Genomic DNA, 20,908 nt, shown 5'->3' with positions numbered 1-20,908 from the left:
AGTCGTAAGCTCAGTGTATCCCAAATTGGTCCTACCACTGGACCTCAAACTTAAGGAAGAGGAGGCGAGATGACGGCGCAACCCATAAAGCAGCAGAAGCTGGCCACCAGCGCCGCTGAGGAACTGCTGGCTCTGATCTTGCGTGAAGGGTTTAAAGCTGGTCAACGGCTGCCACCTGAACGCGTTCTGGCCGAGCAGATGAGTATTTCCCGCACCAGCTTGCGAGACGGCATCGCGCGCCTGGAAGTTCTTGGACACCTGGAAGCGCGTCAGGGCAACGGCGTTTTTGTCCGCGAACCTTCCGCTGCCCACCTGACCCAGCCCTTCCAGGGCATGTTGATCCGCTCGCCGCAGAACGTCGCCCATCTCCTCGAGTTCCGCCAGATGATGGAGCCAGAAGTGGCCGCCCAGGCTGCCGCCCGCGCCACGCCAGCCCAGATCGCCCAACTGCGTCTGTGCCTTGAGTGTCAGGAGACTGCCCGGTCACGTCAGATCAAGCTGAGTGATGAAGACCTGATCTTTCATGGCTTGATCGCGCAGATCGCTGGCAACGAGGTTGTCATGCTTGTTCTGGACACCCTGCGCTCCCTGATGACCCAGTTGCGAGATCAGGTCGTGGGTGACCGCCCCGAATTGACCATTTCAGAACATCGCGCCGTGGTTGAAGCGATTGCCAGCGCCTCACCGCAGGCCGCCCGTCAGGCCATGCTCGCCCACCTGAGATCAGTCCGCCGTCACGCCGCCCCCCTCATGGATCAAGGAGAAGACAATGCGTAAATCCCAGTACCTGATGGCCTTTCTGAGCGCCGCCTGCCTGAGCGCCGCTTCCGCCTCGGCCCAGACCCTGACGGTGGGGCTGGACGCCGATCCGCCCCGCCTGGACCCGGCGCTGTCTACCGCGCTGGTAGACCGGCAGGTGATGAACCAGATTTTTGACAAACTGGTGGACCTGGACGTGAACCTCAAGGTGGTTCCGGCACTGGCCACGTCGTGGAAGGTCACCAACAGTGGCCTGACCTACACCTTTAAACTCAAGGGGGGCGTGAAGTTCACCGATGGCACGGTGCTGGACGCCGCCGCCGTCAAGTATGGCCTGGACCGCAACCGGACGCTGGAAGGCAGCGCCCGCAAGAACGAGATGAGCAGCATCAAGGAAGTCAAGGTCATTGACGCCCAGACCGTCCAGATCAACCTGTCGCAGCCTTATGGTCCGCTGCTGGCGGTGCTGACGGACCGCGCGGGAATGATCGTTTCGCCCACGGCGGCCAGGAAGGCCGGAGCCGATTTCCAGAACTCCCCGGTGGGCAGCGGCCCGTTCACCTTTGTCAGCCGCGTGCGCCAGGACAACATCACCCTGAACGCCAACAAGAGCTACTGGGACGGCGCGCCCAAGATCGACAAGCTCATCTACCGTCCCTTTGCCGACGGTGACGTGCGCTACGCCAACCTGCTGTCCGGCGCGGTGCAGGCCATCACCCCGATTGACCCCAAGGACATCAGCAAGCTGGAGCAGAACACCAAATTCAGCGTGCTGAACTACCCCGGCATCGGCTTCCAGGGCGTGTGGTTCAACGTGACCCGCGCGCCGTTCAACAACAAGAACTTCCGGCAGGCGGTGGCGGCCACCATCGACCGCGAGGCGATTGCCAAGAGCATCTTCTACGGCACCGTCACTCCTGCCGCCGGTCCCTTTCCCCCTGGCACGCCCGCCGCGTCCTCGGCCATCACGGTCCAGAAGCCCAATGTCGCCCTCGCCAAGCAGAAACTGGGCGGGAAGCCCCTGTCCTTCACGCTTCTGACGGCACCTGGCAGCGTGAACACACAACTGGCGCAGGTGTACCAGGCCATGTTCGCGCAGGCCGGCATCACCGCCAAGATCGAGCAGGTGGAGTTCGGCACGCTGCTTGACCGCGCCGACAAGCAGGACTACGACGCCCTGATGCTGGGCTGGAGCGGACGCCCCGATCCCGACGGCAACATCTACGACTTCTTCACGACCAAGGGCACTAACAATCAGGCCGGCTACAGCAACAAGACGGTGGACGGGTTGCTCGCCAAGGCCCGCGCCCAGACCGCCATGTCCGCCCGCGCGGCCACCTACAACGTCGCGCTGGGGACCATCATCAGCGACACGCCGTACACCTGGGTCTATTTCCAGCGCAATCTGGTGGCGAGCGTCAAGGGAATGACGGGCCTCAAACCCATCCCGGACGGCATCATCCGGTTTAAAGACGTCGACCTGAAGTAACGAACGCCTCGCAGGGACGGGCAAGATTGAAGGTTCGTCCCTTTCGCGCATTCCACACCAGGAGGTCCAGTGGCTGTTTTCGCGTTCCGCCGTCTGCTGTCGTCCATTCCCACGCTGCTGATCGTTACGGTGATCGTGTTCGCGATGGTCAAGCTGCTCCCCGGTGACCCGGCCCGGCTGATTCTGGGCCAGGAGGCCACGCCACAGGCGCTGGCCGAGTTGCGCCGCTCGCTGGGGCTGGACCGCTCGCTGCCGCAGCAGTACCTGAGCTGGCTGGCGGGGGCCGTGCGGCTGGATTTCGGCACCAGCCTGACCGACAACAGCAGCGTGAGCAAACTGATTGCCCAGAAACTGCCGGTGACGCTGGAACTCTCGCTGTTCGCCATGCTGATCTCGCTGCTGATCTCGCTGCCCGCTGGAATCATCAGCGCGATGCGGCGCAACACCTGGATCGACCGGGTGCTGACGCTCCTGGCACTGTCGGGCATCAGTCTGCCCAACTTCTTTCTGGGCATTTTGCTGATCTATCTGTTCAGCATTCAGCTCGCCTGGATTCCAGCCAGCGGTTACACCAGCCTGCTGGAGAATCCAGGGCGCAATCTGCTGTTGTTGCTGCTGCCTGCCATCACGCTGGGCGTCGGCTCAGGGGCGGTGCTGACGCGTTATCTGCGCTCCAGCCTCAGCGAGACGCTGACGCAGGACTACGTGCGAACTGCCCACGCCAAGGGCCTTACGGCGCGGCAGGTTACCTCTAAGCATGCGCTCAGGAACGCGCTGATTCCCTTCCTGACCGCTTTTGGCCTGCAACTGGGCGGCCTGCTGGGCGGGGCCGTGATCACCGAGCAGATTTTCAGTATCCCCGGTTTCGGACGGCTGCTGGTGGACGCCGTGTTTACCCGTGACCTGCCTGTGATTCAGGGTGTGGTGCTGGTCTCGGCGGTGGCGGTCTTCCTGGTCAGTTTTCTGGTGGATCTGAGCTACGCGGCGGTCGACCCGCGCATCCGGTACAACTGATGGAGCGGCAACTGAGGGAGCGGCACTGATGTGTGAAAAAAGATGACCACGGCGCTCTCCAAGACGCCTCCGGCCAAGCGCCGTCTGCCTGCACCCCTGCGGCGATTCCTGAGCAACAAGCTGGCCGTGATGGGGCTTATCGTGCTGACGGTCTTCGCTGTCTCTGCGCTTCTGGCCCCGTGGGTGGCCCCCTTTGATCCGGCACAGATCTTTTTCTCCGATTTGCGGGCGGCTCCCGGCGCTGCTCACCTCTTTGGGGCCGACGAGCTGGGGCGCGACATCTTTTCGAGGGTGGTCTACGGGGCGCGGGTGTCCCTGAGCGCCGGGCTGATCTCCGTGACGCTGGCGCTGGTCTTTGGCGGGGGCATCGGCCTGGTCGCCGGGTACGTCGGCGGCTGGCTGGACGACCTGCTGATGCGGGTGGTGGACGCGCTGCTGGCCTTGCCCTTCCTGGTGCTGGCAATTGCGCTGGCGGCCATTCTCGGCCCCAGTTTGCAAAACACCATGATCGCCATTGCCATCGTGACCGCGCCCGCCTTCGCCCGCATCACGCGCGGCGAGGTGCTGTCGCAGCGGGAGCGCGACTACGTTCAGGCGGCGCAGGCGCTGGGGGCAGGCGACGGTCGCCTGATTGGCCGTCACCTGCTGCCCAACATCAGCGGAGCACTGATCGTGCAGACCTCGCTGGCCATCGCCAACGCGATCCTGGCCGAGGCCAGCCTGTCCTTCCTGGGCCTGGGCATCCAGCCGCCCGCGCCCAGTTGGGGTTCCATGCTCAACGCCGCGCGCGGCTACCTGACCGACGCGCCGTGGATGGCGCTGTTTCCCGGCCTCGCCATTTTCCTGGCCGTCCTGGCCTTCAACCTGATCGGCGATGGACTGCGGGAAGCGCTTGACCCACGCGGCCACAGGTCCTGACGCGCCGCTTCACACTCAAAAGGCACCAGCCACTCTCAACATCTGAGGTTTCTATGTCGATTCAGTCGCTTCCCCGCCAGCCGGTCTACGCCCGGCAGGGCATGGTCGCCACCAGTCAACCGCTGGCGGCACAGGCCGGACTCCATCTGTTGCGCGAGGGCGGCAACGCCGTGGACGCCGCGATTGCCACCGCCGCCGCGCTGACCGTGGTAGAACCCACCAGCAACGGCATCGGCGGGGACCTGTTCGCGCTGGTCTGGGACGACGGCACCCTGCACGGCCTGAATGCCTCGGGCCGCTCGCCGCAGGGCCTGAGTCTGGCCGCGCTGTCCGGCGCACAGATGCCCACCCACGGCTGGCTTCCAGTCACGGTGCCCGGCGCACCTCAGGGCTGGGCCGCCCTGCACGAACGCTTTGGCCGCCTGCCCTTCAAGCAGGTGCTGGCTCCCGCCATCCACTACGCGCGGACGGGCTATCCGCTGTCTCCGGTGCTGGCTGAGAACTGGCGGCGGGGCATCCAGGCCCACCTCTCCCGTACAGGACCGGAATTTGACGAGTGGCGGCGGGTGTTTGCCCCCTCCGGCTTTCAGGCCCAGGCCGGCGAGATGTGGCAGTCCCCGGACCATGCCGCCACCCTGGAACGCATTGCCAGCAGCGCTGCTGCGGATTTTTATGATGGAGAACTGGCCCGCAAGATGGACGCCTACGCGCGCGCCACCGGGGGGCTGCTGCGTCTTGACGATCTCGGCGAACACCGCAGTGAGTGGGTGACCCCCATCAGCACGGCCTACCAGGACCACCGACTCTGGGAGATTCCGCCCAACGGTCAGGGACTGGCCGCGCTGGTGGCCCTGGGCATCCTCAACGGTCTGGACCTCCCAGATCAGCACGGTGACCCGGCGGGCCTGCATTTGCAGATCGAGGCCATGAAACTCGGCTTTGTCGACGCGCACCGGTACGTGGCCGATCCACAACACCAGCCTGTCCCGGTTGAGGCCCTGCTGGCGGAGCGCTACCTGGCGTCCCGGCGTGCCCAGATCAGTGCCCAGGCCCTGGACCCACAGGCCGGTGATCCAAACAGTCATGGGACGGTCTACCTGGCCGCTGCGGACCGTGACGGGCAGATGGTCAGCCTGATCCAGAGCAACTACATGGGCTTTGGGAGCGGGATTGTGGTTCCCGGCACCGGCATTGCCCTGCAAAACCGGGGGCACAACTTTTCTCTCGAGGCCGGGCATCCCAATCTGCTGGCTCCACGCAAACGGCCCTACCACACCATTATTCCCGGATTCCTCACCCGTGCAGACGGTGTTCCCCGGGGACCGTTCGGCGTGATGGGCGGATTCATGCAGCCCCAGGGCCACTTGCAGGTCGTCGTCAATACCGTCAAGTACGGCATGAATCCCCAGCAGGTGCTGGACGCCCCCCGCTGGCAGTGGACGGGCAAGACCACGGTGGAAGTTGAACACGAACTGGGCGGCGCGGCGGCGCGCGCCTTGCAGGCACGTGGACACGACATTCGGGTGCAGCTCAATCCAAACGCCTTCGGGCGAGGTCAGGTGATCTGGCGTGACCCTGAGAGCGGCGTGTTGACGGGCGGGAGTGAATCGCGCACCGATGGTCAGGTGGCCGGCTTCTGATCCTGCCGGGCGTGCTGGGCGCAATTCTGGGACTGGGAGGCGGCGTGGTGGTGGTTCCCGCACTGGAATTTGCCCTGCCGCAATTGGGCCATCCCAGCACGACTGGACAGACCGTGGCGATCAGCTAGGTCAGTGTCCTAACAGTGGGCCTGTCCGGCGCGGCTGCGTCTCTGGGCCAGGGATTGGTGCGCGCCCGCACCGACTATCTTCTGGCCCCATTGACCATCGTGGGGGGAGACGGTGGGCAGTCTGCTTTGGTCTGCCCCCCAGAAACTGGACGGCTGATGGCTAGAGACAGTGGCTCGGTCCCAGCCCTAAGCTGGAAAGCGAGGCCCAGTCATGCAAACCCCTCAGTTCACCGAAGACCAGATCATCAAACTCCTGCAGGACGGCAAAAAGGGCGAAAAGCCTAGTGAAGACCTGTGCCGCGACTTCGGGTGTAGCACCGCGTTCTACCAATCCTGGAAGAAGAAATACGGGGATACCAATGCCGGCGAAGCCAAACGACTTCGCCGACTGGAAAGGGAAAACGTTCGCCTGTTGCGCATTGTTGGTCAGCAGCGTCTGGAGCGGGGCGCGATGCAGGACGTCATCGGAGAAAAGCGGTCACGCCCACCGAAAAACGCGCCGTGGCCAGACAGCTGGTCGCGGCGCACATCAAGCCCGAACGGGCTTGTGTTCTGGTGGGTCTGTCCTCATTACCCGACACTTTTTCTGGAGGCTGTCTAGGACGAGATTTCTATCCTCGTTCAAACGAGGAGTACGGCACCCGACTGCCGCAGACCTCCGTGCTAACGGCCTGTTACGACTGTTGTCCTCACGCCGCGCTGCACGTAACGGGGGTTGTGGTCCTGGTTCTCAGGCAACCTACGCTGAACGAAAGCTTGACAGCACCGTCCCAGATGGAGCTTTGGAAACTGTCGGATACTGAGCATGTGGCCCTTCCTTGTGAAAGATTTGAACGGTGCGCAGCTTCATGCACCGTTCGATATCGCCTTCAACGTCACGTTCCCAGGTCCCGGCTCCATGAACCGCGTTTGCTGGAAACCATGATCCTGTTCCCACCACGCGGCGCAGGCTGATCATGCAGGGCAGCGGGCGTCGTTTTTTACTGCAAGCGGTTCAGCCCTGATCCAGCGGACGAATCAGCAACTCATTCACGTTGACCCGCTCCGGCTGGGTCACGGCGTAGAGGACGGCAGCGGCAATGTCCCCGGATTGCAGCATTTCCATGTCCTTGATGCGTCCCTCGTACATGTCCTTGGTCTGGGTGTGGGTGATGTGATCGGTCAATTCGGTGGCGACGACCCCAGGTTCAATGACGGTGACACGGATGCGGTCAGCCTTGGCCTCCTGCCGCAGGCCCTCGCTGAAGCCCCCCACCGCCCATTTGCTGGCGCTGTAGCCCGCGCTCAGTGGACTGGCCCCGCGCCCGGACACCGAGGAAATATTGACGATATGCCCGCTCTTTTGCGGCTTCATGGTTTCCAGCGCGGCCTGCGACAGGTGCATCAGTGCCGTGACATTCAGGTCCATCATGCGCGTGAGATCGCCGGGGTCGCCGCCCGCCAGTGGGCCAAGCAGCATGACACCCGCGTTGTTCACCACGATGTCCAGACGGCCCAGGGCGTCTATGGTTTGCTTGACCACCTCTGCCCCCTGTCCAGGCTGCGCCAGATCAGAAACGATCACGGCCACCTTGCCGCCCATCCCCTCAATCTTGCCCGCGAGTTCGTCCAGGCGGTCCTTGCGCCGGGCCACCAACACCACCGCCGCGCCGTGTTCGGCCAGGGCCAGCGCCGTCGCCTCACCGATCCCGCTGCTTGCTCCGGTCACGAGGGCCACTTTTCCTGCGAGTTTTCCGTTTTGCTGCGTCATATTGATTGCTCCTTCTGAATATCCAGGCCATAAAGTTCGCCGTACTTGCCGCTGAGATAATCCAGGTAGGGTTGCGGATCAAGCCCGCGCCCGGTCACACGCTCCAGAAGTTCGTGGGGCGTATAGGTGCGGCCATGCTTGTAAATGTTGTCGGTGAGCCATTCACGCAGAGGCGTGTATTCGCCGCGCAGAAGGTTATTTTCCAGATCGGGCATTTGCTCCAGCGCCGCTACGTAGAACTGCGAGGCCATCACGTTGCCGATGGTGTAGGTGGGAAACGAGCCGAACATCCCCGCTGACCAGTGAATGTCCTGTAACACGCCCCGCGCGTCGTCTGGCACGTCTAAACCCAGATCACTCCTGATGCGGGCATTCCAGGCCCCCGGCAGGTCTTTCACCGCCAGTTCGCCGCCGATCAAGGCCCGTTCCAGCTCCACCCGCAACATGATGTGGAGGTCATAGGTCAGCTCATCGGCCTCCACCCGGATCAGGCTGGGGTGCACGGTGTTGACTGCACGGTAGAAGGCGACGGTGTCCACGTCCGCGAGCTGTTGGGGGAAAGCCTGCTGAAGTTGCGGGTAGTGCAAGTCCCAGAACGCTTTTGAGCGCCCAATCCGGTTTTCCCACAGCCGCGACTGACTCTCATGCGTGCCGTAACTGGCCCCGGCCACCGCGTACAGGCCCAGCAGATCGCTGGTCAGCACCGTGCGGCTCAGGTCTGGGTGGACGCCTTGCTCGTACAGCGCGTGACCGGTTTCATGCAGCGTGCCGAATAATGCGCCAGATAAGAAATTTTCCTGAAAGCGGGTGGTGATGCGCACGTCCTGACGGGTAAAGCTGATTTCGAAGGGGTGCGCCGATTCGTCCAGCCGCCCGCGCGCCGTGTCGTAGCCGAAGCCCTTTGCCAGGGCCAGCGAGAGGCGCTTTTGATCCGCTGCCGGGTAGGAACGGTTGAGGAAGTCGCTACGGGCCTGAGGTTTTTCCTGAATCGCCCTGAGCAGGGGAACGTGATGGGCGCGCAACTGCTCGAACAGTGGCAGGAGCGTTGCCACCGTTAATCCCGGTTCGTACATGTTGAGTAGCGCGTCGTAAGGGTGATCCTCATAGCCTAAAGCCTCGGCCAACTGCCGGTTCAGTTCCACCATCCGCGTGAGTTGTGGGGCGAACAGACCGAAGTCGCTGGCGGCTCTGGCCCGCGCCCACACGTCTTGCGCCTCGGATTTCAGCAGGGCCAGTTCGCGGGTCAACTCGGCGGGGACACGTTTCAGGGCACGGACCGCGTGCAGGGCTTGTTGCGCGGCGCGGTTCTCCAGATCATCGCCGCTGACGTCCTGGGCCGCCGCCTCGTAAGCCGGGTCAAGCAGTTTTTCCTGGGCCAGGGCGCTGATCGTCGCCATCTGCTGCGCGCGTGCGCCGCTGCCCCCGGCGGGCATCTGGGTGCGGGCGTCCCAGTTCAGAACGTTTAGAACGCAGAGGAGGTCATTGATTTCCGCCGAACGGCGCTGAAATTCATTCATCTGTTTTCTCTCCTAGTTTCCACCAGAACTGTGCCCAGGCCTTCTGGCCCTCGTAGAGCCGGGGCACGCGGAAGAACTCGTTGGGGGCGTGGATATCCTCATCGCCCACCGCGAAGCTGAAGAACACGGTGTCCAGACCCAGCACACTCTGAAAGGTTTCCAGCACGGGAATGCTGCCGCCCATGCCCACGTCCAGCGGGGGCTTGCCATATAGCTCGGCCAGCACTTCACGGGCTACCGCTGCACCGGGGTGATGATTGGGCAGGCGGTAGGCGCGTGCGCCGTGTTCGCTGGGATGCAACTCAAGCGTGACGCCGGGCGGCAGCTCTTTTTCCAGATGCTGCCGCAGCAACTCCGCGATGCGCCCCGGCTCCTGCCCCGGTACCAGGCGGCAGGTGATCTTGGCGTGGGCCTCGGCGGGCAGCACGGTCTTGCTGCCCTCTCCGGTGTAGCCGCCCCACAGGCCGTTGACTTCCAGCGTGGGCCGGTGCCACTGGCGTTCCAGGGTGGAATACCCGGATTCGCCGTACACGGCGGGCGCTCCGGTCTGGGCAAGGTAGGCGGCGTCAGTGAAGGGAAGTTGCCTGATTCCCTCGCGCTGTTCCGGGGTCAATTCGGAAACGCCGTCGTAGAAGCCTGAAACGGTCACGCGGCCCGCCCCGTCGTGAAGTCCGGCGATCAGCGTTGCCAGCGCATGTAATGGGTTTTGGACGCTGCCACCGTGTCGCCCGGAGTGCAGATCCTTGGCGGGGCCGCGCACGGTCAGTTCCAGCGCCGCCAGCCCCCGCGCGCTTACCGTCAGCGACGGCGTCTGCGCGCTCCACATTCCGCCGTCGGCGCTGAGGACGAAATCGGCTTTCAACCGCTCCGCGTTCTGTGCGACAAGCTCGTTCAGATGGGCGCTGCCGACTTCTTCCTCGCCTTCAAACAGGAATTTGAGATTGATGGGGAGGTGGCCCAGCGTGGACAGGTAGGCGTCCAAGACTTGCACCGTGAGCAGCAGCGGCCCCTTGTCGTCGCTGACGCCGCGCCCGTAGATGCGCTCACCCTTCACGGTGGGTGTGAACGGCGGCGTGTGCCATTTCTCCAGCGGATCAGGGGGCTGAACGTCGTAATGACCGTAGACGAGCAGGGTGGGCGCGTCCTCGCCCGCATCTGAATACTCGGCATAGACGGCGGTATGTCCGGCGGTGGGCCACTGTTCCACGGTCTTCAGGCCAGCACGTTTCAGCCGTTCCGAGAGCCACTGTGCCGCGCGCTCCATATCCGGTTGATGGGCAGGCTGGGCGCTGACGCTGGGAATGCTGGCAAACTCAATCAGTTCGGACAATGAGGCTTCAGCGCGTTCGTCCAGCCGCGCCAGCACGTCGGAAAGGCCAGTCATTTGCCACCGTCCACGCTGAGAATCTGGCCGGTGATCCAGCCCGCCCCATCGGAGGCAAAGAACAGCACGGCGTTGGCGATGTCCTGGGGCGTTCCCAGGCGTTTCAGGGCGATGCCGTCAATCAGTTTGCGCTGCCCCTCCTCGCCGTAGCTTTCCCACTGGCGCTCGGTGGTGGGATTGCTGCGAACGAAGCCGGGGGCGACGTTGTTCACCGTGATGCCCCACGCGCCCAGTTCGTGCGCCAGTTGGCGGGTCAGGCCGATCTGGGCGGCCTTGGCGCTGGCATACGCCTGAATCCCGGTCAGGCTGATGCCCAGGCCCGCGCCGCTGGAAATGTTGATGATGCGGCCCGACTTGCGTGCCTTCATATGCGGGGCCACCGCCTGGGCGAAGAAGAACGCCCCGTCCACGTTGACGGCAAAGATGGCCTGCCAGTCGGCGGGGCTGATCTCCTCCAGTGGGCGGCCCACCTGTCCGCGCACGCCGCCCGCATTGTTGACCAGCGCGTCCACGCGGCCTGTTGCGGCCACGATTTCGGCCACGAACGCACCCACGGCGGCGGCGTCGCCCACATCCACCGCGCGGGTCTGAACCGTCAGGCCGTCCTGGTGGGCCAGCCGTGCCGTCTCGCTCAGGCCCTCGGTGTTCATGTCGCAGGCCCAGACCGCCGCCCCTTCCCAGGCGAAGGCATGGGCAATCGCCCGACCAAAGCCGTGGGCCGCGCCCGTGACGATGACCGTCTGGCCCGCGAACCTCTCCCCTGCCTTCACGCCTGCTCCTGAAGCAGCAGGGCACGCAATTCGGCCAGATTGTCACGGCTCAGTTCGCGGGTGCCGTCCTCGATCTCATGGATCAGGTCCACCAGTTTGGCGGTCAACGGCGTGGGAATGCCGTGCTGCGCCCCGAAATGCACCACCCAGCCCAGTTGCGCGTCCACCTCCGTGCGGCGCTTGCGAACGGCCAGATCGCGCCAGATGCCGCTGTGGGTCTTGGCGCTGCGGCGGTTGAAGGCCACCATCTGGTCCAGACTGGACCCCGCCGCCGCGTCGCCCGCGTCGGGCAGAAAGGCCGCCGGGTCAAAGCCGTTGAAGGCTTCAGGCGTCACGTTGTGCGCCAGCGCCACACGCATGACCTCGCGGCCCACTTCGGTGTACAGGGCGCGGTCTTCGCCTCTCTCCAGGGCGTCAGCAATGCTGTCGTTGGTGACGGCAGTAGCAAACAGCAGCGCTCCGTACGCCAGCTTGCTCCACAGGTAACCGAACACATTGGGGCTGAGGACGGCGTCGGGTTCAAAGTGCTGGAGAAGACGGTGGAGCTGCCGCGCCCGCTCGGTGATCTCGCCGCCCTGCTCGCCGATGACCACCACGCCGTGCCCACCGTAATGCACCACGCCGGGTTCTAGGTAATCCGCGCCGAAGTTGACGAAGCTGCCCAGCACCTGCACGGGCGGAATGTGTTCGTTGATGATGAGTGGATTCAGGCCGTTCTGAATGGAGACGACTGCGCCTCCGGGCTTCAGATGCGGCGCGAGAGCCTTTGCCGCTTCCGCCGTGTGCTGGGCCTTGGTACACAGCAAAATGGTGTCCCACTGCCCTTCCAGCGTATTCGGGGTAAAGGCGGGTGCGGCCACTTTAAAGTCTCCAAACGGGCCGGTAATAGCCAGCCCCCGCTCACTGATGGCCGCGACATGATCGGCGTCCACGTCCACCAGGGTGACGTCGGAGCCATCCCGCACCAGATACGCGCCAATCGTTCCACCAATGGCCCCGGCTCCCCAGACCAGAATTTTTTGCGAATCTTCCTCATTCACCCGGCCCACCCGCCTTCCAGCAGGGCGCGGGTCTCGGCCACGGCCACATCCCAGATGGCGTGCATATCCCCGTCGGGGCGCTGGAACCGTCCGCCAAAGTTGCCCTCGGCCAGATACTCGCGCAGGCCCTTGGGGTCCAGCAGGCGCATGTGATTCAGGTCAATCCCGGTTTTTTCCACGTCTGGCATCGTCACGCCTTCCAGCCGGGTCCAGGGAAAGTTCTCCATCCAGGAGGCGTGGCTGGCGTTGGCATCGGTGGCCTGCACCTGTGCCCAGACCCCCGGCGCGTTCCACCAGTTGTGAAACTTGACCTGCGTACCGGGGTGATCGGCCATCCACTCGGCGGCAAACCCCTGCGCCGGGGTATTACCGCCGTGGCCGTTGACGATCAGGATTCGCCTGAAGCCCTGTTCGTGCAGGTCGTCCAGAATGTCGCGCACCACGGCCAGATACGTCTGCACCCGGATATTGATGCTGCCCGGATACGCCCGGAAGTACGGCGTGATGCCGTAGGGCAACACCGGAAAGACCGGTACGCCGGAATCGCCTACCGCGTCATGCGCCAACTTCCAGGGCAGGATGTTGTCCACGCACAGGCTCAGGTACGCGTGCTGCTCGGTGCTGCCCAGCGGCAGGATGCAGCGGTCATCGGTCTTGAGGTACTGTTCCACCTGCATCCAGTTCATCTGTTCAATGGCGGTCATGACAGCTCCTTTTTGATCTTGTGTTGGGGAACCCTCTGTGTTGTTCTCTGGGCGACCACAGCGGGCAGCACCAGTCCCTCCACGTCGCGTGGGTCCACAATGTGGCGGTATTCCAGGGAGGGTTTGTTGGGCATCAGCGCCCTCACGGTTTCGGAGCCGGTGGCGTAGACCGCCACGTCACATGAATCCAGCAGGCCCTGCAAATTGGCCGCGTGAAGATGTGTCGCCCGGATTTCCGAGATGTGCGGCGCGAAGCGTTTGACGCCGCCCAGGAAGGTGGGCAGGAATTCCTCGAATGTCGCCACAATCGTCAGGCGGATCATGGGGTCCAGGGCCGCCAGCGCCGCGCGGGTGCGCTGTGAGGGAATGAAGCCCACCGGGATAATTTCCCGCCCCGGCAAAAGCGCCCGCGTCTCGGCCAGGCGGTGCGCCAGCGCCAGCACCACGTCGGCATTTTGCGCCCCCTCCAGCGAGCGCCCGGAGCGCAAATCGTCCAGTGTAACAGCCTGGACGCGGTCCCCGGGAGGCAGCGCCGCTTGCACATCCGCCGCGTAACTGCGGGTGGCGTCTGCAAACAGGCCCACCAGCAGCACGCTGACACCGATCTGGGGCGGACGCGCCCCACGGGAAATCAGGGCGCTCATGGCCTCCCCGATCTGGCGAAGGCTGTAGCCCTCGTTCTCGGCCTGCGCCAGCGTTTCCGAGAGCAGGCGGGTCAGCCGCGCCGGATCGGGGCCTGGCGGCGGTTGCGGCACGTCGGCCACGAAGGTTCCCCGCCCGCGCGCAGTTACGATCAACCCCATCCCCAGCAACTCCTTGTAGACGCCTGCCACCGTCATGTGGGCCACGCCCACCTCCTGCGACAGCTCGCGCACACTAGGCAGCCGCGCGCCGCGTGGAATATCCCCGCAGGCGATGCCGTATTCCAGTTGCCCGCGCAGTTGCGCCCCCACTGGTACGGCCAGGGTGCGGTCTATGCCCAGCGGCCAGATAAAGGCTTCGCCGGCTCCGGGTGAGGTGTCCAGCACGGGGGATTTCATAGCCTAACCTTAGCGGGGCCAACCCTGACGGGGCCAGCCTGGGCCGGATCGTACAGATGGCAGGCCACCTCCGGCCCGTCTTCCAGCTTCAGGAGCGCGGGCCGCTCAGTGGCACAGCGGTCAAAGGCGTGCGGGCAGCGCGTGCGAAAGGCGCAACCACTGGGAACATTCAGTGGACTGGGCAGCTCTCCTGTGATGGCCGGGGCCGCCGTGCGCTGGCTGGGATCAAGGGTGGGCGCGGCAGCCAGAAGAGCTTGCGTGTACGGATGGCGCGGCGCGGCAAAAATCGTTTGCGTATCCGAAACCTCCACCACCCGGCCCAGGTACATCACGGCCACCTGGTGCGAGATGTGGCGCACCAGCCGCAGGTCATGGGCCACGAACAGCACGGTCAGGTCCAGGCGTTCCTGCAATTCCAGCAGCAGGTTCACGACTTGAGCCTGTACCGACACGTCCAGTGCCGACACCAGCTCATCGGCAATCAGACATTCCGGCTCCAGCGCCAGTGCCCGCGCAATACCGATGCGCTGGCGCTGACCGCCCGAAAACTCGTGGGGCAGGCGTCCGGCAGCTTCAGGAGGAAGACCCACCAGCACCAGAAGTTCGCGCACGCGGGCGGGCTGCTCGGCGGCGGGGCGCATCTTGTGAACGCTCAGCGCCTCGCGCAGCACGGCCTCCACGGTCATGCGCGGGTTAAGGCTGGAATACGGGTCCTGAAAGATCATCTGGACCCGGCGGTTGTATTGGCGCAACTCCGAGCCACTCAGCGCCAGCACGTCCAGATCGCCGTAGCGGACGCTGCCCCGGTCCGCGTCGTACAGCCGGACCAGCGTGCGCGCCAGCGTGGATTTGCCGCAGCCGCTCTCGCCCACGATGCCCAGCGTTTCGCCGCGCCGTACGGTCAATTCCACATCGGTCAGGGCTTGCACGGCGCGTTGTGGCTGCCCTCGCCACCGCGACAGCAAGCTTTGCGCTACTGGAAACGTCTTGGTCAGGCCATGAATTTCCATCAAGGGAGGGTCCAGCAGCGGCGAGGTGGATTTGGGCGGCGTGGATTTGGAGAGTGGAACGGTCATACCTCCACCTCCTCAGGCGTGGATTTCAGGGCGGGCAGCTCGTCGGAATGGATGCAGGCGCTGAAGCGTCCGGGGGCGACTTCCAGCAGCGGCGGCTCCATGCCCTGGCAGGCGTCGGTCACGTACTCACAGCGCGGCGCGAAGGGGCAACCGGGCGGCAGCGAGCGCAGATCGGGCGGCCCGCCGGGAATGGGTTGCAAGGGGCGGCGGTGTTCCCCGGCCCCCGGCAGGCTCCGCATCAGCCCCAGCGTGTAGGCGTGTTTCGGCGCGTGGAACAGATCATTCACTCCCGCCGTCTCCACCAGCCGCCCGCCGTACATCACGGCCACCCGGTCACAGGTCTGCGCCACCACGCCCAGATCGTGCGTGACCAGAATCACGCCCATGTGCAGCTCCTCGCGCAGCCGCAGCAGCAACCGCAAGATCTGATCCTGGATGGTGACGTCTAGGGCGGTGGTCGGCTCGTCGGCCAGCAGCAACTGCGGCTCGGAGGCCAGCGCGATGGCGATCATGGCCCGCTGGCGCATGCCGCCGGAGAACTGGTGCGGGTAATCGGACAGGCGGGCGCGGGGGCTGGGAATGCCGGTCAGGTCCAGCAGTTCGGCGGCCCGGTCCTGTGCCGCCTTGCCCCGCAGACCCTTGTGTTCACGCAGGTTCTCGCCGATCTGCTCGCCCACCGTCAGCACCGGGTTCAGCGCGGACATCGGCTCCTGAAAGATCATGCTGATCTGCCCTCCGCGCACGTCGCGCAGCCTGGCCTCGGACAGGTCCAGCAGGTTCTGTCCGCCGTACTCCACCGTTCCCGTCATCTCAATCGGCGGGCGGTGCAGGCGGATCAACGAGCGCAGGGTCACGCTTTTACCGCTGCCGGACTCGCCCACCAGCCCCAGCACCTCGCCGGGCATCAGGTCAAAGTTGACGCCGCGCACCGCATGGAGAATGCCGCCGGGCGTGGGAATGCGGACATTCAGGTCACGGACACTCAGGAGGGGCGTCATGTGCGCGGCCTCAGGGCGTCGGCCAGTCCGTCGCCGATCAGGCTGAAAGTCACGCCCGCCAGCGTCAGGGCCAGGCCGGGAAAGGTGCTGATCCACCACGCGGTGGCCATGAAATTCTTGCCGTCGGCCACCATCACGCCCCACTCGGCGGTCGGCGGCTGCGCGCCCAGGCCCAGGTACCCCAGTGACGCGCCCAGCAGGATGCCCAGGCTCATGTCGGTCATCAGGTACACGATGGCGGGCGTGACGGCGTTGGGCAGCAGGTGGCGCAGCAGAATGCGGCTGGGGCTGTAGCCCAGCACCCGCCCGGCCTGCGCGTACTCGGCCTTCTTCTGGTTCATGACCTCGCCGCGCGTCAATCTCCAGTAGCTGACCCAGCCCACCGCGCTGACCGCGATGTACATGTTGGTCAGGCCCGGCCCCAGCACCGCCACGATGGCGATGACCAGCACTAGAAAGGGAAAGACCACCACCAGATCGGCGACGCGGCCCACCAGGGCGTCACTCCAGCGGCCCAGGTAGCCGGTCAGCGCGCCCAGAAGCGTGCCGAAGATGAAAGGAAAGAGCGTGGTAAACACGGCGATCTGGAGGTCGACGCGGGTGGCGTAGATCACGCGGCTCAGCACGTCGCGCCCGAAATTGTCGGTGCCGAAGGGATGTTTGGCGCTCGGCCCCTTGAGCAGCGCCTCGTAATCGAAATCGGTGGGGCTGAACGGAGCCAGGGCGCGCGGAAACAGGGCCGCCACAAGCAGCAGCAGCAGCAGCGCCAGCCCGATCAACAGCGTGGGCTTGGGCCAGCGGCGGCGCGGGCGGGCCGCCACTTCCAGCGCAGGCGAATGCATGGTGGTCATGGGCAGCTCCTCATGACAGCTCCGCGCGTGGATCGAGGCGGGCGTGAATCAGGTCGGTGATCAGAAAGACCAGCGACACGATCAGGGCAAAAGTCAGGGTCAGGCCCTGAATGACCGGGTAGTCGCGCCCGAAGATGGCGTCCACCATCAGGCGGCCCACACCGGGAATGGCGAAGACGGTCTCGGTAATCACGGCCCCACCGATCAGCGCGCCGATGTTCAGGCCCAGCAGCGTGACGGTGGCGATCAATGCGTTGCGCAGCACGTGCCGGGTCATGATCACGCGGCTGCGCAGGCCCTTGGCGCGCGCAAAATCCACGTACTCGGCGGTCAGGACTTCAATAATGCTGTTCCGCAGCGTGCGGACCAGGATCGCCGCCAGGTTCAGGCCCAGCGTCAGCGCGGGCAGGAAGAGGTGGTACAGGTGCCCGCCGAAACCCTCGCCGTAGCCGCCGATGGGAAACCAGCCCAGCCGCGCGCCCAGCAGGCTCAGCAGTTGCAGGGCCACGTAGAACACCGGCAGCGACAGGCCCACCTGAAAGACCGCCCGGATCACGGCGTCCACCCAGGTATTGCGGCGAACGGCGGCCAGCACGGCCAGCGGCACAGCCATCAGCACGCCCAGCACGGCGGCGTAGGCGGTCAGGAACAGGGTGGTGGGCAGCCGCTCGCCGATCAACCGCAGCACCGGAATCTTGAGGCTGATGCTGTCGCCCAGGTCACCCTGCAACAGGTTGCGGACAAAGACCCCGAATTGGATGGGCAGGGGCCGGTCCAGACCCAGTTCGCGGTTGGTGCGCTCCACGATCTCGGCGGTGGCCCGGTCGCCCAGGATGGCGCTGGCCGGATCGCCCGGCAACAGACGCACCAGCAAAAAGACCACCAGCATCACGGCCAGGAAGGTGGGAATGATCTGGAGCAAGCGCCGGATCACGTAACTCGCGTGCATCGAACCTCCCAGGAAGAAAAAGCAGGAAAGGAGAATGGACCGCCGCCCCAGATGGCGTCAGGGGCGGCGTGGAACGTCCATCACGTCAGGTCAGGCTGTGGGCTTATTTGTCAAGGTAAGCGCTGGCGAACAGGTTGTTGCCCAGCGGAATCTGGAAAAAGCCCTTGACCTTCTTGGACATTGCCACCGGGTACGGCGTCTCGTACAGGTACACGATGGGCGCGGCCTTCAGGTAGATGCTCTGAATCTGCTGGTACTGGGCGGTGCGTCTGGCGAGATTCAGCTCCTGCTGGCTCTGGGCGAACAGTTTATCGACCTCGGCACTCTTGAAGCCGGTGTGGACCGACTCGATGTTGTCGAACAGCGTGTAATAGCTGGTGATCTGACTGGGATCGTTGATGTCGTTGGTCCAGGCCGCCGTCCGCATCTGGAAGTCGTTGGCACGGTAGCGGGCCGTCTTGGTGGCGGCGTCGAGCTGCTCGATCTTGAGCCTGACGCCCACCGCGCCCCACATCTGCTGCAAGGCAGTGAGCAGGGCCAGATCGTCGGCACTGCCGCTGGTGGCCAGCACCGTGACATCGAAGCCGTTCTTGTATTTGCTGGCGGCCATCAGCGCCTTGGCTTTCGCCAGATCGTAGGGGAAGCCGGGCTGCTTGGCGTCAAACAGCGGCGTGGTGGACGACATGTACGACTTCATGGGCTTGCCGTTGCCGTAGGTCACCACCTGAATCAGGGCGTCCTTGTTGGACGCGTAGTTCAGCGCCTGGCGCACGTTGACGTCGCTCAGCGGGTTCTCGCTGCCGTCGTTGAGCTTGGGCCGGTTATTCATCAGGATGCTGCTGACCTTGGTGGACGGAAATAGTGTCATGTTGAGCCTGGAATCAGCCTTCAGTTCGGCCACGCGGCTCAGCGGGATGAACTCCGCGATCTGGAGTTCCCCGGCCTGCAACTTCAGGATGCGGGTGTTGTCGTCGGGGATGATCTCGAAGCGCACGCTGTCCAGATACGGCAGCGCCTTGCCGTCGTCGCCCTTCTTCCAGTAGTACGGGTTGCGCTTCATCACCATGTATGAGCCGCGCTTCCACTCGCTCAGAACGAAGGGACCGGAGCCGATGGGCTTTTCCGCAAAGGCCTTGGCCTTCTCGGCGTCGTTCTTGCCGGGGGCGGCAGTGAAGAGTTTTTGCGGCATGATCGCGGCGTTGAAGGTGGCCAGCGCGGCGGGCAGCGTGGGATCGGGCCGCTTGAGGTTCAGCGTGACCTTGTTGCCGCTGACCGCGATGGAATTGATGCTGGCCAGCGAGCTGTTCCAGGCCCCGGCCTCTGGGTTGCGGGCGCGGTCCAGGGACCATTTCACGTCGCTGGCGTTTAGCGCGCTGCCATCGGCGAACTTCAGGCCAGCGCGCAGGGTCAACACCATGCTCTTGCCGTCCTTGCCGGTGGTGTAGCTGCTGGCCAGTCCCATCTGCACGCCCTTGCCATCGTTGGTGGGCTGAAGCAGGGTGTCGTACAGGTTGGTCAGGATCCAGATGTCCAGGTTGGCATCGTTCAGCACCGGGTCCAGAAACAGCGAGTCGGCGTAGCGGCCAAAGGTCATCTGGCCTCCACGGGTGGCGGCGAAGGCCTGACCCACGGTAAGTGCGGCGGCAAGCGATAGGGCAATACGAGACAGTCTCTTCACGTTCATAGGAAGACCTCCGAAGCTGGGCAAGAACACCCGTTGATGTGTTCTAAGAGGCTATAACACTCTGGGGGTAGAATGGAAGGGGGCGAGAGGTCCTGTGGTCGATCCCCCGGTCAGCCCTTTACTCTGCTTGGCCTGGGTTTGCCCTCGCGGCCTCCAGCCGCGCCAGCATCTCGAGCGGCAGCGCCTCAATGCGCCGTCCGTCGTAAGTGTCCATCGGTACGGCCCTGCATAAGGCGTTCAGGAGGGCTTCTTCCGTCGCCTCAACAACCGCCTGGAACAGTGGGGACCAATTCGTTCGGCGGCTCCAGCGGTGCCCAGGCCGACAATCTCCGCTCCGCCGTCCGCCGTACCGAGGCATGGCCGAACGATGTGACGGCCAGCCCCAGCAGTCCGGCACTGGGCGTTCCCCGTCTCCCTAATCCCGAGGTTCCAGAATGACTGTCCGGGTTGCCCTGACCACCGCCAGTTCGGATTCGGGTGGTGGGGCGGGGATTCAGGCCGATCTCAAGACCTTTGAGGCCCATGGTGTGTTCGGCACGTCGGCCATCACGCTGATCACGGTGCAGAACATGCTGGGCGTTCACGCGGTCCACGCGATGGATCCCCGACTGGTCACGGCGCAGATTGAGGCGATGCTGGACGACTTCCCGGTGGCGGCCATCAAGACCGGGGTACTGGGTAACGCGGACATCATCCGGGCTGTGGCGGCGGCCTTGCGCTGGCGTGGGTTGCCGCTGGTGGTGGACCCGGTGCTGCTCGCCAAGAGCGGTAACGCGCTGCGGGACCCGGAGGCGGTGGAAGTTCTGCGGGACGAGCTTTTGCTCCTCGCTACCCTGGTCACGTCCAACGTCCCCTAAGAGCGCGTTTATAAAGGGTCAGACCCGGTGGCAAGCTTGAGGTGTGAAACGCAAGCCTTACTCGTCGGACCTGACCCAAGCCCAGTTTAAGCGGCTCGAACCACTCCTCCCCTCTGCCAAGCCAGGAGGGCGGCCACGCACGGTCGATCTCTACGAGGTGCTGTGCGCGATCATGTACGTCTTGCAGGGCGGCATTGCCTGGAGAAACCTGCCGCATGACTTTCCAGCGTGGCAGACGGTGTATTCGTACTTTCGCCGTTTTGAAGCTGACGGTTCATGGGAGGCGATCAATCGCGTCCTGGTGCGGGAAACTCGGCAGGCAGCAGGACGTGACCCAGAG

Annotated in this window: 21 protein-coding genes and 1 pseudogene; 9 read left to right on the top strand and 13 right to left on the bottom strand. The window is 64.4% G+C overall.

Features of this window, described 5'->3' with window-relative positions:
* Positions 1–69 precede the first annotated feature (69 nt).
* The 7 genes and pseudogenes from Q319_RS0114820 (at position 70) to Q319_RS0114790 (ending at position 6,549) form a co-directional block, all read left to right on the top strand.
* Positions 70–777: a FadR/GntR family transcriptional regulator gene (locus Q319_RS0114820; RefSeq protein WP_051655416.1), complete on the top strand. Its 708-nt coding sequence runs from the start codon at positions 70–72 to the stop codon at positions 775–777.
* Positions 770–2,248 (top strand): ABC transporter substrate-binding protein, encoded by a 1,479-nt coding sequence (locus Q319_RS0114815; protein WP_081846070.1) that lies wholly within the window; start codon positions 770–772, stop codon positions 2,246–2,248. Before Q319_RS0114820 ends, Q319_RS0114815 begins: the two co-directional genes overlap by 8 nt.
* 69 nt (positions 2,249–2,317) lie before the next feature.
* Complete coding sequence (locus Q319_RS0114810; RefSeq protein WP_029483254.1) at positions 2,318–3,262, top strand: ABC transporter permease; 945 nt, start codon at positions 2,318–2,320, stop codon at positions 3,260–3,262.
* A gap of 42 nt (positions 3,263–3,304) precedes the next feature.
* Positions 3,305–4,180, top strand: a complete 876-nt coding sequence (locus Q319_RS0114805) for an ABC transporter permease (RefSeq protein WP_029483253.1) — start codon at positions 3,305–3,307, stop codon at positions 4,178–4,180.
* A 53-nt stretch (positions 4,181–4,233) separates the two neighbouring features.
* Entirely contained in the window at positions 4,234–5,820 is a 1,587-nt protein-coding gene (locus tag Q319_RS0114800) for a gamma-glutamyltransferase family protein (protein WP_029483252.1), read from the top strand.
* Positions 5,787–6,065: pseudogene (locus Q319_RS24615) on the top strand (hypothetical protein); the annotation flags it as partial. The gene Q319_RS0114800 and the pseudogene Q319_RS24615, both read left to right, overlap by 34 nt.
* Positions 6,066–6,159: 94 nt before the next feature.
* The gene (locus Q319_RS0114790; RefSeq protein ID WP_081846069.1) at positions 6,160–6,549 is read left to right on the top strand and encodes a transposase; all 390 of its coding nucleotides are present in this window, start codon (positions 6,160–6,162) and stop codon (positions 6,547–6,549) included.
* Between the two features lie 393 nt (positions 6,550–6,942).
* On the opposite strand, the gene Q319_RS0114785 is transcribed toward Q319_RS0114790, so the two are convergent.
* The 13 genes from Q319_RS0114785 to Q319_RS29140 form a co-directional block, all read right to left on the bottom strand.
* Positions 6,943–7,698 (bottom strand): SDR family NAD(P)-dependent oxidoreductase, encoded by a 756-nt coding sequence (locus tag Q319_RS0114785; RefSeq protein ID WP_029483250.1) that lies wholly within the window; start codon positions 7,696–7,698, stop codon positions 6,943–6,945.
* On the bottom strand, positions 7,695–9,215 hold the full coding sequence (locus Q319_RS0114780) for a carboxypeptidase M32 (protein WP_029483249.1): 1,521 nt from the start codon (positions 9,213–9,215) through the stop codon (positions 7,695–7,697). The genes Q319_RS0114785 and Q319_RS0114780 overlap by 4 nt, the downstream gene beginning before the upstream one ends.
* Complete coding sequence (locus tag Q319_RS0114775) at positions 9,208–10,599, bottom strand: dipeptidase (protein WP_029483248.1); 1,392 nt, start codon at positions 10,597–10,599, stop codon at positions 9,208–9,210. The genes Q319_RS0114780 and Q319_RS0114775 overlap by 8 nt, the downstream gene beginning before the upstream one ends.
* Positions 10,596–11,369, bottom strand: a complete 774-nt coding sequence (locus tag Q319_RS0114770) for an SDR family NAD(P)-dependent oxidoreductase (protein WP_029483247.1) — start codon at positions 11,367–11,369, stop codon at positions 10,596–10,598. The genes Q319_RS0114775 and Q319_RS0114770 overlap by 4 nt, the downstream gene beginning before the upstream one ends.
* A complete protein-coding gene (locus Q319_RS0114765; RefSeq protein ID WP_081846074.1) occupies positions 11,366–12,409 on the bottom strand; it encodes a ketopantoate reductase family protein in 1,044 nt (347 codons plus the stop codon). The genes Q319_RS0114770 and Q319_RS0114765 overlap by 4 nt, the downstream gene beginning before the upstream one ends.
* Positions 12,406–13,113 (bottom strand): creatininase family protein, encoded by a 708-nt coding sequence (locus tag Q319_RS0114760; protein WP_245619265.1) that lies wholly within the window; start codon positions 13,111–13,113, stop codon positions 12,406–12,408. The genes Q319_RS0114765 and Q319_RS0114760 overlap by 4 nt, the downstream gene beginning before the upstream one ends.
* Positions 13,110–14,153, bottom strand: coding sequence for a GntR family transcriptional regulator (locus Q319_RS0114755; RefSeq protein WP_245619263.1), 1,044 nt, complete (start codon positions 14,151–14,153; stop codon positions 13,110–13,112). Before Q319_RS0114755 ends, Q319_RS0114760 begins: the two co-directional genes overlap by 4 nt.
* Complete coding sequence (locus tag Q319_RS0114750; protein WP_415813517.1) at positions 14,150–15,163, bottom strand: ABC transporter ATP-binding protein; 1,014 nt, start codon at positions 15,161–15,163, stop codon at positions 14,150–14,152. Before Q319_RS0114750 ends, Q319_RS0114755 begins: the two co-directional genes overlap by 4 nt.
* 62 nt (positions 15,164–15,225) lie before the next feature.
* Positions 15,226–16,227: an ABC transporter ATP-binding protein gene (locus Q319_RS0114745; protein ID WP_029483242.1), complete on the bottom strand. Its 1,002-nt coding sequence runs from the start codon at positions 16,225–16,227 to the stop codon at positions 15,226–15,228.
* Positions 16,224–17,078 carry an ABC transporter permease gene (locus tag Q319_RS0114740; RefSeq protein WP_029483241.1) on the bottom strand — a complete coding sequence of 285 codons (855 nt, stop codon included), beginning with the start codon at positions 17,076–17,078 and terminating at the stop codon, positions 16,224–16,226. Before Q319_RS0114740 ends, Q319_RS0114745 begins: the two co-directional genes overlap by 4 nt.
* Positions 17,079–17,088: 10 nt before the next feature.
* Positions 17,089–18,027 carry an ABC transporter permease gene (locus Q319_RS0114735; RefSeq protein WP_029483240.1) on the bottom strand — a complete coding sequence of 313 codons (939 nt, stop codon included), beginning with the start codon at positions 18,025–18,027 and terminating at the stop codon, positions 17,089–17,091.
* A 103-nt stretch (positions 18,028–18,130) separates the two neighbouring features.
* Positions 18,131–19,711, bottom strand: a complete 1,581-nt coding sequence (locus tag Q319_RS0114730; RefSeq protein WP_029483239.1) for an ABC transporter substrate-binding protein — start codon at positions 19,709–19,711, stop codon at positions 18,131–18,133.
* A 118-nt stretch (positions 19,712–19,829) separates the two neighbouring features.
* Positions 19,830–20,069, bottom strand: coding sequence for a P1 family peptidase (locus Q319_RS29140; protein WP_211252375.1), 240 nt, complete (start codon positions 20,067–20,069; stop codon positions 19,830–19,832).
* Between the two features lie 76 nt (positions 20,070–20,145).
* Between Q319_RS29140 and Q319_RS0114720 the strand changes: the two genes are divergently transcribed.
* Together Q319_RS0114720 and Q319_RS27220 are read left to right on the top strand one after the other, a co-directional pair.
* Complete coding sequence (locus tag Q319_RS0114720; RefSeq protein ID WP_029483238.1) at positions 20,146–20,568, top strand: bifunctional hydroxymethylpyrimidine kinase/phosphomethylpyrimidine kinase; 423 nt, start codon at positions 20,146–20,148, stop codon at positions 20,566–20,568.
* A 43-nt stretch (positions 20,569–20,611) separates the two neighbouring features.
* Positions 20,612–20,908 (top strand): transposase (locus Q319_RS27220; protein ID WP_029481535.1); only part of this gene is annotated, 297 nt, incomplete at its 3' end.

The organism is Deinococcus marmoris DSM 12784 (assembly GCF_000701405.1).
Lineage (GTDB): Bacteria > Deinococcota > Deinococci > Deinococcales > Deinococcaceae > Deinococcus > Deinococcus marmoris.
Note: the sequence above shows the minus strand (reverse complement) of the source record. Positions and strands in the feature narration are given on the sequence as shown.

Excerpts from the sequence above, each read along its gene's own strand:
- Q319_RS0114735 (WP_029483240.1), bottom strand. The coding sequence starts at position 18,027 with ATGCACGCGAGTTACGTGATCCGGCGCTTGCTCCAGATCATTCCCACC.
- Q319_RS0114815 (WP_081846070.1), top strand. The coding sequence starts at position 770 with ATGCGTAAATCCCAGTACCTGATGGCCTTTCTGAGCGCCGCCTGCCTG.
- Q319_RS0114775 (WP_029483248.1), bottom strand. The coding sequence starts at position 10,599 with ATGACTGGCCTTTCCGACGTGCTGGCGCGGCTGGACGAACGCGCTGAA.
- Q319_RS0114740 (WP_029483241.1), bottom strand. The coding sequence starts at position 17,078 with ATGACCACCATGCATTCGCCTGCGCTGGAAGTGGCGGCCCGCCCGCGC.
- Q319_RS0114730 (WP_029483239.1), bottom strand. The coding sequence starts at position 19,711 with ATGAACGTGAAGAGACTGTCTCGTATTGCCCTATCGCTTGCCGCCGCA.
- Q319_RS0114790 (WP_081846069.1), top strand. The coding sequence starts at position 6,160 with ATGCAAACCCCTCAGTTCACCGAAGACCAGATCATCAAACTCCTGCAG.
- Q319_RS0114720 (WP_029483238.1), top strand. The coding sequence starts at position 20,146 with ATGACTGTCCGGGTTGCCCTGACCACCGCCAGTTCGGATTCGGGTGGT.
- Q319_RS0114800 (WP_029483252.1), top strand. The coding sequence starts at position 4,234 with ATGTCGATTCAGTCGCTTCCCCGCCAGCCGGTCTACGCCCGGCAGGGC.
- Q319_RS0114745 (WP_029483242.1), bottom strand. The coding sequence starts at position 16,227 with ATGACGCCCCTCCTGAGTGTCCGTGACCTGAATGTCCGCATTCCCACG.
- Q319_RS29140 (WP_211252375.1), bottom strand. The coding sequence starts at position 20,069 with ATGCCTCGGTACGGCGGACGGCGGAGCGGAGATTGTCGGCCTGGGCAC.
- Q319_RS0114755 (WP_245619263.1), bottom strand. The coding sequence starts at position 14,153 with ATGAAATCCCCCGTGCTGGACACCTCACCCGGAGCCGGCGAAGCCTTT.
- Q319_RS0114805 (WP_029483253.1), top strand. The coding sequence starts at position 3,305 with ATGACCACGGCGCTCTCCAAGACGCCTCCGGCCAAGCGCCGTCTGCCT.
- Q319_RS0114820 (WP_051655416.1), top strand. The coding sequence starts at position 70 with ATGACGGCGCAACCCATAAAGCAGCAGAAGCTGGCCACCAGCGCCGCT.
- Q319_RS0114750 (WP_415813517.1), bottom strand. The coding sequence starts at position 15,163 with ATGGAAATTCATGGCCTGACCAAGACGTTTCCAGTAGCGCAAAGCTTG.
- Q319_RS0114760 (WP_245619265.1), bottom strand. The coding sequence starts at position 13,113 with ATGACCGCCATTGAACAGATGAACTGGATGCAGGTGGAACAGTACCTC.
- Q319_RS0114780 (WP_029483249.1), bottom strand. The coding sequence starts at position 9,215 with ATGAATGAATTTCAGCGCCGTTCGGCGGAAATCAATGACCTCCTCTGC.
- Q319_RS0114785 (WP_029483250.1), bottom strand. The coding sequence starts at position 7,698 with ATGACGCAGCAAAACGGAAAACTCGCAGGAAAAGTGGCCCTCGTGACC.